The sequence below is a fragment of the Niallia circulans genome (genome assembly GCF_003726095.1).
GTDB lineage: Bacteria > Bacillota > Bacilli > Bacillales > Cytobacillaceae > Niallia > Niallia circulans_A.
In genome coordinates this window covers 4744166-4756816 of sequence record NZ_CP026031.1, presented here as the reverse complement: position 1 = coordinate 4756816, position 12651 = coordinate 4744166, and the positions used below count along the sequence as shown (strand labels likewise).

Sequence of the window (12651 nt, the reverse complement as noted above, 5' to 3'; positions counted from 1 at the left end):
TTAGCTTTCTATTTATACTAGATAATACGGAAAACGAATGATGGTCGTCGTTCCATAATCCTTTAAGCTTTTAAATTTTAGCTCGCCATTATATTTTTCTACTATATTAAAACAAATCATCAAGCCAAGACCGGTTCCTTTTCTTTTTAAAGAATAAAAAGGGGTTCCTAGAAAGGCAATTTCTTCTTCTGACATCCCTTTTCCATAATCGATGACATTTATGACAACAAAATCTTGCTCTCTTTTTGCCGTTACCCTTACTAAATCGCCATATTTAGAAGCCTCAATAGCATTTTTTATAATATTAATAAACAATTGCTTTAATTCAATGATGTTTGCAGAAACAATACAATCATCTGTCACATTCAATTCAATTTGATTATCGTGTAAATGTCCATATGAATGCAGTAAATCTGTTACACTCTGAAGGACAGCTTTAACATCTACGATTTCTGTTACTTTTTCTTGTTCCGGTTTCGCCATCGTTAAAAATTGAGAAATTACTTCTTCTGCCATATTCAATTCATCGATCATTAATGCAAAATGATGCTTCTGATTAGGAGTAAAGGAATGATCTTCTTTATAAAACTGCAAAAAACCTTTCACAACCGTTAAAGGATTTCTAATTTCATGAGCAACCGCAGCCGCAAGCTGACCAGATGTCTTCAACCTCTCTGAATGCTGAATTTGTTCGTCATATACATGTTGCCGCTTCATTCGAACATTTGTTAAATAAAAAATAAAATAAACGATAATTTGGCTCGCAAGAAAGCTCAATAAATTTCCAATTACATCTTGTTCTATATAGCTATATTGAGATTTTTGATTTACAAAAAGAATGTAAGCAAATAAAAGCAAAATGAAGAAACTATTTAAAAACAAGGAAAAATAAAATAGCTTCGAATTGAAAAATAAAATAGAAAGCATTGGTATAAAACAAAGTAAAATAAAATTGGATCCAGTTTCGGGATATAGGATACACAATGTATAAAAGTAGGTGGAGCCCAATAAGATAATGATTAATCTATAACTATCTGTCCCATTCTTTGGATACAGCAACAAACAAAGAGATAGACAAAATGCCATTATCAGCTGAAATACATATGCCACTCCAAAATCATCTAGACGGGGATTATTAATAAATAATCCAGCTATAATAATAGCTATCACTGTCCAAACGATAATATAGTATATTTTTCTATTTACATTATTTTTAATCTCTTTCATGAGTACCCCTTCTGCTCTTAATCTTTTTCCATCTAAAATATAACATTTTTTCAGAAGAAAGGGGTATATTTTACTATTAACTCTATTTAACACACCTTAATATTTGATTCTTTAGACTCATTACCACAATTAATTTTCACTACAATAGATAAAGAAAGAACGAATCTGTGATTATTCCATTCGTACTTTCTTAAACTGCTCTCTTTTTTATCCAATTTCACTATATCATCATATTTTTTGGTCTTGCTAAAATTCTTTTACTCTGTATGTTTTAGTTTCCACCTATTAAACGGAATCTTTTCATATAAAAATTGAAAAGCATATAAGATTAAAGCTAACACCGTAAAAACATACATTAGCTGCATTTTGGATATTCGTACCAAAGATGCTATTCCAAACTTAGTTAAATAAGGTACAATAACATAGGTAAACATGGAATCAAATGCCATATTGATCCCCATATAAGTAAAGAACTTTCCGTATGTCCATTTTAATATCCAAATGGAACCTACAAAAAAGGATCCTAGCATAAACGGAATGTCTCCTGGTAGTATTTGATGGATTTTTTCATACCACCACCACCATTTACGTCTTTTAGCAACAATATTTGTCACTCTCACCATCAACGCAATAAACGTGCTTGCAGCTATATATCGTTTAAGTGTATTTTTACCTAATAAGGGTACCGTAACCCAAGGTACGATCATCGACAAAATCAACAGTGTCTTGGAATATTTCATTATTTTCATCGTGCCCACCCTTTATTATTCATTAAGATTACTATTCCCCAAAAATCGGATTTTATTTTTTTATATACAGCGCCTTTTATAAATTACCTAACATTAGATAGTAATACTATTTCAAATATATTTATAATTTCCTCTCAAGTTTAAAGATGTAAACCTACTAAAAAACCCTAAAAAATGCGGTTAGGCAATTTTTAGGGTTTTTTAGTATTTAATATAAACGAGATTAATAAAAATCAATTACTAATTACTTCTTAAAAATTTGTTTTTCTTCTCTTCACAAAATACAAACCAATACCAACTATAAGTAACATAAACCCTGCAACTAAAATATTAAAGTTGTTTGTCGCTGTATCTGGAAGCTCATTAGCTTGATGAGCTGGAGCATTAGAAGACTTTGGCTGTCCTTCAAATACACCATACGTACTAAAGTGATCCGTATAAACGGACACCTTGCCGTTCTTATAGTCTCCACCAATCAATTCCCATTTTCCTGCTTTTTCATTCCAATAATAAACTTTTACATTTTTAGGATTTTTGACTCGTTTTAGATCAACTTTAAATGTGAGTTTCACTTTATCATCAAATTCATGGTACGTTTTCCCATCAGCTTCTATTGTAAAGTCATAAGCAATAATGGAACCTTTTACTTCCATTTTCTTCACGTTAATATTTACGTTTTCAGCTAACGGAAGAACGGAGGCAGGGATTTGTACTTCTACATTTCCATTACTTACTACAATCGATGCTCCTGCTTTCTGTAAAGCTTGGACTTGCTCTTTTGTTAATGTAAATGTTGCATTGATTTTGTTATCCAGTTTGATAACAACTACAGCATTATCCGCAATATTTGCAAGGGCAGAATCACTAATCTTATACTTGCTACCATCCTTTATTACTTTCGGTTTAATTTCTTTTACTTTATTTGAGTTACCAGGTTTTTCTCCTGGCTTATTGCCTGGCTTTTCTCCAGGTCCTTGTCCTGGCTCTTTACCTGGTTCTTCACCCGGCTCTTGTCCTGGTTCTTCACCCGGCTCTTCTCCTGGCTCTTCTCCTGGCTCTTCTCCTGGCTCTTCTCCTGGCTCTTCTCCTGGCTCCTGACTCACATCAATAATTCTGCCTTCTACTTCAGTAGGAATTCCCTCGCTTCCAATACTTACTAAATGGTCACGGAAGTTTTCCCAATCAGATAGTCCTAAGTCTGTAACGCGTCCTTCTGCATAAGCTTTAGCAAAAACGTCATAGCCGTCTCCACCTTTGGCAGTAAATGCATTTGTAGCAATTGTGTACATCGTATCATCTTGTACTTCTACATATTTACCAGCTTCATTTAAATAGGAAACAGATACAATTCGCTCTCCAGGTAGTTTTGTTTCATCATATACAACTTTTCCACCCGCTACATGTAAGAAACCACCATTTTCTGTTGGATACTGACCTAAAGAAATTTCAAATGCCTCTTTTAGCTCAGCACCTGTTACATCCATGGTTGCTAATGTGTTGTTAAATGGAAGGACCGTGATTATTTCACCAACAGTGATTGGTCCTTTATCAATTGCTGCACGGATTCCCCCCCCATTTTGCAGGGCCATAATAATATTTTTACCAGTGAACGTTCTTGACTTCTCAAGCATTCCATCAGTAATCAAGTTCCCTAAAATCGTTTCATTCTTGCGGACACTTGGTTTTGTATCATCGCCATTCGTACGTGGACTTTCTAATGCAATTGGTGAGGACACGCCGATTTCCGTTTTTGCCACTTGATTAATTTTCTCTTTAAATGGCTCCAATACTTTAACAGCTTCTTCATCCTCTTCTTGAGCACCGATAGCTACTAAGTGACCGTCATAAGTCTTCACTACATCATTTTCATCAAAAGTTACATTTACAACGCCAAGATTGCTGTTTGAGTTACCAGTTTGAACAATTAGCGTAGGTGTTTCATCCTCGTCTACTATTACTGGTTTCTCCAATGTTGTATGGCTATGACCACCGACAATCACGTCAATACCTTCTACTTTTTCCGCAAGAATTAAATCATTATCAATTGCTGCATTATCGTCATATCCAATATGGGTCAAGGCAACAATTCGATTTACCCCTGCTTCTTCAAAAGCTTCTACTGCTTTTTCTGCTTCTTTCAAATAGTTTTCAAAAGCAATCGATCCTGGGCTAGAAATATCCGCCGTTTCCGCTGTCGTTAATCCAAAAATCCCAACTTTCTCTCCGTTTACTTCTTTGACAATGCCATTATATATCTTTCCGTTTTCACTATTCGATTCAATCGATTTGTTCTGAAGTCCAGTAAATTTCTCATCTTTCGAAAAATCAACATTCGCACTGACAAATGGGAAGTTTGCTCCCTTAATAAAGTCAGCTAGCGCTTGATGACCTTCTGCAGAAGATCCTAAATCAAATTCATGGTTTCCAAAGGTCATTGCATCAATGCCAAGCAAATTCAGCATCGCTAAATCAGCTTTTCCTTGGAATTCATTAAAGTATAAGGTCCCTGTAAACTGGTCTCCTGCATGAAGGAGAAGGGCATCTGGATTTGCTGCTCTTATTTCTTTTACCGCAGTAACTGTCTTCGGTATGTTATCCAAAGCTGAGTGGATATCATTAGTATGCATAATAGTTAAATCAGGTACTTCTGGTAAATTAGATAAATCAAGTTGAACCATTACTGGATCATGGTCAGATGCTTGTCCAGTTGCTTCCGTAAAGTTTGCGTTAATATGAATCATATCAGCCGTTGTTACATTTGCTAATCTATTTGTTACTAAAATATGGTCTAGTACTTGGTTGTTACCTTGGAAGAAGTAGGAGAAACGATCTTCAGCTGGAACCTTTTCCACCATATTTGTTAAAATCTCACCCTTTAAAGCCTTAAGAGCCGGTGTAAATTCAAAATCATTCATGTCTCCAGTTACAACCACATTTAAGTTAGGGTTTTTGACAAGCCCTTCTTTAATAAAGTTGTTTACTTCTTGGGCAAGCTTGATGCGCTCTGCTTCAGAAGACAGTACAGGCGGCTGGTTAGCTCCCCATAAAGTTTGATCTCCACCTTTAGAATTCAAATGGTTTCCGATTACTACAACACGCTGACCTTTAAATTCAAATTCTGCAGCAAGTGGTTTACGTGTGTTAGTAAATGCTTCTGGGTTAATAACACCTGGGTTTAATGTAAGGTTCCCTGTTTCCGTCCATCCATTTGCTTCCGTTGCTTTTCCCTTCGTTCCTTCAACCAATGTTACACGTTCAGGGTTGTAAAGATGACCAACACGAATATTGCCACCAGGAGCTCCACCGTTTGTGTTATTTACAGGAGCCACGTCTATCCATTTATATGCTGGACCACCTGCAGCAACAATTGCATTGATTAAACGTTGATAGCTTTCTGATGCATCAGAGTTTCCTGAATCAGTTTCTCCATCATTATCCTGAACCTCTACTAACGTAATAATATCAGGAGATTTCATGTTTTCTACAAATGACTTGGCAATTTTAGCTACTTTGGCATCTGGAGTGTTTGCTTTATTATTAGAGAAATTCTCAATATTGTATGAAGCCACGGTTAATTTATCCTCTGCCGGGACAATATGAGTAACTTCTTGTGTTAAATTGGATTTTGTTAAAGTAGGTAATTCGTTTTTATTAACAGATAATTGATAACCATTACTTGAATAGGTTACGACACCGATAACATCACCATTAAACTTATCACCTGGCTGGAAATCACTTCCCACATTATCTAAAAAGATTTTTTCTGGGTTATAATCGTCTTCAGCAATATTTAATCCACCTTGATTATTTAACGTATTATTCGTCGTGCTTTCCACAATAATAGGCACATCATTCGAATACGGTGGTCCTACTACTAGTGCATTTGGGAATGATACACGCATATATTCAAGAGATTCCCAAAAGTCAATTCCATCTTCATCTGGATCAAAAGATGTCATTTCATCATTATCAATTACTTTGTTTGGAGGAAAAATATCTTTCCCAATAATAAGTGGAGCTGGTAGTTCAGCCGTCCCATCTTTAGTAATGGATGTTGCGGTAATTTGTGTTTTGGACAGATTAGCTCCTCCGCCATATTCCGTAACAGTTCCATTAACGGAAACTTTGTCTCCAACAGAAACCCCGTGAGAGGACTTGTATACTTCAATTGCTTCAGATGTTTCGATATCTGTATCTGCTCCATCCACATCCTGCATAACAAAACTGCTTGACCCAAACACATGGGTTACAACACCAGTTATGTCCGTAACAGAAGAACCATTATATTCAGAAATATGCCCTTTTCCTTGTATATCATGGATACGGAGATTTTCCGTATTTAGAATTTTAAAAGTAAAGCTAAATACATCACTTACTGTACCATTTGTTACAGCAATTGCTTTAATCGTAGTTTCACCCGTTTTTAAAGAGATTGGCTGTGTGTATTTTGTACTTTTTTCAGTTGGTGTAGAACCATCTGTTGTGTAGTAAATAGCTGCATCTTCTAGACCAGAATTCAATTCAACCTCTGTACCAGCTGGGACTACCCCTGGTGTTTGTGTGGAGTAAACGGCTGGCTTATTCACTAAATCATAGCTATTAAGACCAGTAGTTTTTAGATGATACCCCGTTTCATCGATTGATCCGATTCCGGTAAGATGAACTTTATCTCCTTCTTTGTATTGCTTGATTAAGTCATCATAAGTGGAACCTGTACGATTATCGTGGATAACACGTACCTTTTCTCCACTTTCAAATACAGCTTGGAATGTAGCAGTGCCATAGCTATCCTTTGTCATTTCAGAGATTGTAACATTTTGTAATGTAAGCAATTCACCTTGTGTGGAATCAGTTACTTCCGTAACAGACTGCGCTTCTGGCAGATCATTGTCTGAAGACACGATATCAAGACTTTCTGGTTCAATTTCCAGTTCATTTTTATATGTCTTCAATACGCCCGTTATTTTTATCTTCTCTCCTGGCTTAACAGATTTAGGGCTAGCATAAACATACATTCCAGCAGTGGAATCTTGCATATAAAAAGTTTCGCTTCCCCAAAGTCCTGAATTTGTTGTCACAATTCCTTCTATCGTGACTGTTTTACCAGTGCCAAGTTCACGAGCATCTGCGATCGAAATAGCAGGTTCTGGTTCTGCAGGTTCAGTTGGCTCTTCAGGAGCAGCTGTACCAAAAGTATGTATGCCAAGATTATCAAAGGAATTAATTCCTTTGTTCGTCCATTCTACATTTCGATCAAAACTATCTTTAATATTTTTGTCACCAGATAAAACATCACTATTTCTAATTAACGTAACGTCTTTAGCAAAATCAGCATTCGAACCAACTTGGCCAAGTGAATCAATAATAGATTCTCCTTTTAATAGAACAAGAGGATCGTTACCATTAAAATTAATTACCGTCGAATTTTCTAGATTTCCTTTTGCCTTTATTTTTTCATCGGCTTGACCGTGATAAATAACATAAGTTTCGCCATTTTTTAATGTACCGTTTAGTGAGAGCTTATGGGAAATTTTCTCTGCACCATTTGTATGAATTCCAAGACTGTACTGACTTAAATCAAGATCAGCGCCAGTTCCGTTATATAACTCAATCGCCTTATTAAAGCTGCTTCCCTCGATATATTCTGAGATAATCAAATCTGTAGCTACAACCGTTTCTGCCTTTACATTTAGATTAGCTACTGGTGAGAATAAACTAAAAAGTATAGCAATTATCGTAATAACACTAAGATTCCTCTTATTTCTTCTTTTCATGTTTTTTCTCCTCATATTTTTTAGATTAGCTTCATGATTCGGACGTCTCGAAAGGAGACTATCTTGTTTGAAAATGACACATACAAGATTCTGAAGATGAACTACTAAGGTCCTAGTCCTGTTAGAAAATTATCCTAATAGAATAGTAGTTTTCCATATTCAGCTTCCCATCCATAACTTTTTCACAATCCACTGTACCACTGCAAAATTAGCTAGTTTCTTTGTCACATCCTTTTTCTTACAATATAGTTGTAGCTCATAAAATGTTATAGGCCTAAACACCTATACAACTAATCGAAGGATAATAAGTTATATTTTTACTATTAAAATATAACAAACCTATCCGTGAATCATTGTATAATGATATAAATCGCATAACAAGATACATTTTCAAAAATATAAAGAATTTACAAAAAAAATAGAATTTTAATGCTATTTGTCGTAATATGAATAAGTTTTTTTTAATAAAAAAACGTTTTCTATAACATGAATTCGGAATAACAATCTTTAAAAAGTCCAACTTCTTCTGTCTAATTTTTTTGATACCAAATAAAAAAACTAGTAACAAACTCCTATTTATAAATCAGCATTCCTTTAGATATTTAGATATACTTCCTACATGAATAAAAATAAAATAAGCAAGTTTACGACTAAAAAAAGCTGAATTAAAAAATTCAGCCCTAAATTGGATCCGTATTTTGAAAATGAGAATGACTCCAGACATAATGGAAAAACTCCTCATCACTACTTTGTATAATATAACAAAAGTGTGGTATATTGTAATCTTCATAGATTACAATATATCAAGTAGAAATGGAGGTTAAATATGCCCTTTTTATCATTCCTTTTGTTTGTATTAGTTAGCAGCTTTACTCCAGGTCCAAATAATTTTATGGCAATGTCGTTTGCTAATAAATATGGATTTAAAAAAACTATTAAGTTCAGTTTGGGAGTTTCAGCTGGCTTTTTTGTTTTAGCTTTGATGTGTAGTATTTTTAATCTTTTGCTTATAAGTATCCTGCCCATTATAAAGTTACCATTAACTATTTTAGGTGTCGGCTATATTCTTTACTTAGCTTATAAAACACTTACGAGTAAAAGCATCCATAATAATAATGAAAAAAATGATGAGACAAACAAAAATCTTTTTTTAATCGGCGTTTTGATACAATTTATTAATCCAAAAGGAATTTTGTATGGGATTACAGTTGTATCAACCTTTATATTGCCTTACTACACTTCTTACTTTAGTTATTTTATCTTTTCATTATTTTTAGGGATTATCGGATTTCTAAGCTCATTATGTTGGAGTATATTTGGCTCCATCTTTCAGAAGTCATTATCAAAATATCAGAAGCCATTTAATATCATAATGGCCTTGTTATTAATATATAGCGCTATTTCCATTGTTTTACATTAAATTCATACATACGACAAGAAGGAGGGTGGTGAATCCCCCTCCAATTTTTCTTGCTGAACTCTTCCTTCTTAAAAAAATTTCAAAACGATAAAGCATAGATAATAAGAGACTGTTCCAAGAGCTTGTCTTTAAAACCAGCTCTAAAAAAACAATCGAAAAAATTCATCTATATCCCTTTACTTTTAAAATCATTATCTTTTGGAAAATTCCGCTGCAACACTATGCTCATACCAAATTTCTCTGTTCCCTCCTTATCACTCACCAGAAGGAATGGTAATCGGTGTTGATGTACATAATGGGATTCCAAAATTAGGAGAACCATCGGCATTCCAATTGAATTTTTGAATTCGGGTACTTCGTCGCTGGCTGCCTCCTTCTGATTCGGAGATAGCATGATATACAATCCAATCTTCTGTGCCATCAGGGGATTGTGTAAAACTATTATGGCCAGGAGCAAATACCTTATTTTCGATACTTTTCTTAAACACAGGCTCTGTAGATTTAAGCCAAACTTCGGGATTCATAACATCCTCATTTTCTGAAATGGTTAACATCCCCAAACTATAATCATCTGACCAAGTGGTACTAGCAGAATAGATTAGAAACAACTTATTATTCCTCTTTAACATTACTGGTCCCTCATTAATCGCCATTCCACCTTGCTTTTCCCAATCATACTCAGGTTTTGACAATAAAACATTCGGACCAGTAAGTGTCCACGGATTTTCCATCTCAGCTATATAGAGAGCTGATCCATACTCAGGAAAGTTCCCATATCCAGCATATATAAAATAAAGTCGACTTTTATGTTCAAAAATCGTTCCATCTAAACCAGGGTATTCTGTATTTACATATCCTTTTTCTACCCAATCCCCGTTAAACGGGTCTTCCGCCGAATTCTCTAGCACAAAAATCTTCCTTGATTGATCATCGCCTATTCCGTCATTCGCGGTGAAATATATAAACCATTTCCCATTTATTCGATGAATTTCTGGAGCCCAAATATTTGCACAATTGATTCCTTCATTCGGAGCAGACCAAATCGTTTTACAACTTCCTTTTGCTATTCCACTTAATGTGGGTGACTTCCATAAATCAAGTCTTGTCCTTTTCGTTACCATAAAATAGTAAGTATTGTTATCTTTATACACCCAGGGATCTGCCCCAGGTTCTAGAATTGGGTTATAAAAAGTTAATTTGCTCATCATTTCCTCCACTATCCTTTTTTTATGTTGAAATCATCCGTAAAGTAAGGGTTTTCATTTTTCTCCCTATCAATAGCTATGATCAGATAAGGAGCAAGCTCTGCTTCTTCATTATCTCCCCGTTTGTTTAGAATCCCCCGCTTCATCGAAAATATATAATTTTTATTCTATTAATCTCCTAAACGAATATTTATAGTTTCATTAATCCCCGAATTCCATACATATCCCTACTCTCTCTTTTACTTATCTAATCTATTTATTCTCTACAATTCTTTCTTTTCCTTTAAAATTACCAAAGAGTATGAATAGGCTGCACTTTTTTTAGATCACATAGATTATTATATGTTTAGCCGCTCTATCTTTTCGCCTTACGATGGAATGTACCCTCTAAATTTCTTTTTAGTCATCAACCAATTATTTCATTTTTTATTCAACTATTCCCATATGGGAAAACCTCTTATCATATTGTATAATAGATTTTTATCCTATTATGAGAAGTAAGAAAAAGATTTCCATATAGAATCAATAAAAAACGTTGAAAGTTCCTTTACCATCCAAATCAAAAGACATTTTAGACAATATAAATTTCCAGTTAGAAAATCCAGCCAAAATCAAGTATGATATCAACATGTGATAGTAGAAAAGGGGTTAAAAAATGAGCGTATTAAACGTAAAAAATTTAAGTCACGGTTTCGGGGATCGTGCAATATTTAATGATGTGTCTTTTCGGCTTTTAAAAGGAGAACACGTTGGACTAGTTGGGGCAAATGGTGAAGGTAAATCTACTTTCATGAATATTGTTACTGGAAAGCTACAGCCTGATGAAGGGAAAATTGAGTGGTCACGAAAAGTCCGTGTTGGTTATTTAGATCAGCATGCAGTCCTTCAAAAAGGGACGACGATGCGTGAAGCGCTAAGCACTGCTTTTCAATATCTTTTTGATGCGGAAACAGAGATTAATGAGCTTTATGCAAAAATGGGTGATGAAGGTGCTGATATTGATGCATTACTTGCAGAAGTGGGAGAGCTGCAGGAAACGCTAGATAGTAATGATTTCTACCAAATTAATGCGAAAGTCGAGGAAGTTGCTCGTGGTCTAGGATTAGACGATGTCGGACTAGATCGTGATGTAGCTGATCTTAGCGGTGGACAACGCACGAAGGTTTTGCTGGCTAAGCTATTACTAGAAAAGCCTGAAATTCTATTACTAGATGAGCCTACAAACTACTTGGATGAACAGCATATCGAATGGTTGAAACGCTACTTACAGGAATATGAGAATGCATTTATCTTGATTTCCCATGACATTCCTTTCTTGAACAGTGTTGTTAACTTGATTTACCACATGGAAAACCAAGAATTGAATCGCTATGCTGGCGACTATGATAACTTCTTAAAAATATATGAAATGAAAAAGCAGCAACTAGAGTCTGCTTACAAGCGTCAACAACAAGAAATCGCTAATTTGAAAGATTTCGTTGCTCGTAACAAAGCAAGTGTTGCGACTCGTAATATGGCCATGTCTCGTCAAAAGAAGCTCGACAAAATGGACATTATTGAATTAGGGAAGGAAAAACCAAAACCTGAGTTTAAATTCAAAGAAGCTCGCGCAGCCAGTCGTTGGATTTTCGAGACGGAGGATCTTGTTATTGGTTATAATGAACCACTTTCTCGCCCTCTTAATCTAAAAATGGAACGGGGACAAAAAATTGCCTTCGTTGGGGCAAACGGTATTGGTAAGTCTACGCTTTTAAAAAGTATTCTCGGCTTGATTAATCCTCTTTCGGGTAAAGTAGAGCGCGGTGATTATCAACATATTGGTTACTTTGAGCAAGAAGTGAAAGAATCCAACTACAACACTTGTATCGAAGAAATCTGGAGCGAATTCCCAAGTATGAATCAAGCAGAAGTCCGTGCTGCTCTTGCAAAATGTGGATTAACAACGAAGCATATTGAAAGTAAAATTGAAGTCCTTTCTGGTGGAGAAAAAGCCAAGGTTCGCTTGTGCAAGATTTTAAACACAGAAACGAATTTATTAATACTAGACGAACCTACCAATCACTTAGATGTAGATGCAAAGGAAGAATTGAAGCGTGCTTTAAAGGAATATCGCGGAAGCATCTTAATGGTATCCCACGAACCTGATTTCTATCGTGAAATTGCGACAGATATTTGGAATTGTGAAGATTGGACAACGAAAGTATTTTAAATAAAATTGAGGGGTACTCAAATGAATAGAATCCAATTGGGTACCCCTTAATCTTTATATCCCAGCT

At 35.1% G+C, this 12651-nt stretch carries 6 protein-coding genes; 2 read left to right on the top strand and 4 right to left on the bottom strand.

The features are described from left to right. Positions 1–12: 12 nt before the first annotated feature. The 3 genes from C2I06_RS22695 to C2I06_RS22685 all read right to left on the bottom strand — a co-directional run bounded on the left by C2I06_RS22695 (position 13) and on the right by C2I06_RS22685 (position 7750). Positions 13–1227, bottom strand: a complete 1215-nt coding sequence (locus C2I06_RS22695) for a sensor histidine kinase (RefSeq protein WP_123258915.1) — start codon at positions 1225–1227, stop codon at positions 13–15. Positions 1228–1484: 257 nt separating this feature from the next. Beyond that, entirely contained in the window at positions 1485–1976 is a 492-nt protein-coding gene (locus tag C2I06_RS22690) for a hypothetical protein (RefSeq protein WP_123258914.1), read from the bottom strand. A gap of 251 nt (positions 1977–2227) precedes the next feature. Continuing rightward, complete coding sequence (locus C2I06_RS22685) at positions 2228–7750, bottom strand: 5'-nucleotidase C-terminal domain-containing protein (protein WP_164463765.1); 5523 nt, start codon at positions 7748–7750, stop codon at positions 2228–2230. 826 nt (positions 7751–8576) lie between these two features. Here C2I06_RS22685 and C2I06_RS22680 point away from each other — a divergent pair. Further along, on the top strand, positions 8577–9170 hold the full coding sequence (locus C2I06_RS22680) for a LysE family transporter (protein WP_095330810.1): 594 nt from the start codon (positions 8577–8579) through the stop codon (positions 9168–9170). 254 nt (positions 9171–9424) lie between these two features. On the opposite strand, the gene C2I06_RS22675 is transcribed toward C2I06_RS22680, so the two are convergent. Further along, positions 9425–10375, bottom strand: a complete 951-nt coding sequence (locus C2I06_RS22675; RefSeq protein WP_171510286.1) for a glycoside hydrolase family 43 protein — start codon at positions 10373–10375, stop codon at positions 9425–9427. A gap of 655 nt (positions 10376–11030) precedes the next feature. Between C2I06_RS22675 and C2I06_RS22670 the strand changes: the two genes are divergently transcribed. Beyond that, on the top strand, positions 11031–12584 hold the full coding sequence (locus C2I06_RS22670) for an ABC-F family ATP-binding cassette domain-containing protein (RefSeq protein ID WP_047941682.1): 1554 nt from the start codon (positions 11031–11033) through the stop codon (positions 12582–12584). Positions 12585–12651: the final 67 nt, after the last annotated feature.

What these genes read in the sequence shown, in the direction of transcription:
- C2I06_RS22685 (WP_164463765.1), bottom strand. Translation starts at nt 7,750, where the DNA reads ATGAAAAGAAGAAATAAGAGGAATCTTAGTGTTATTACGATAATTGCT.
- C2I06_RS22680 (WP_095330810.1), top strand. Translation starts at nt 8,577, where the DNA reads ATGCCCTTTTTATCATTCCTTTTGTTTGTATTAGTTAGCAGCTTTACT.
- C2I06_RS22695 (WP_123258915.1), bottom strand. Translation starts at nt 1,227, where the DNA reads ATGAAAGAGATTAAAAATAATGTAAATAGAAAAATATACTATATTATC.
- C2I06_RS22675 (WP_171510286.1), bottom strand. Translation starts at nt 10,375, where the DNA reads ATGAGCAAATTAACTTTTTATAACCCAATTCTAGAACCTGGGGCAGAT.
- C2I06_RS22670 (WP_047941682.1), top strand. Translation starts at nt 11,031, where the DNA reads ATGAGCGTATTAAACGTAAAAAATTTAAGTCACGGTTTCGGGGATCGT.
- C2I06_RS22690 (WP_123258914.1), bottom strand. Translation starts at nt 1,976, where the DNA reads ATGAAAATAATGAAATATTCCAAGACACTGTTGATTTTGTCGATGATC.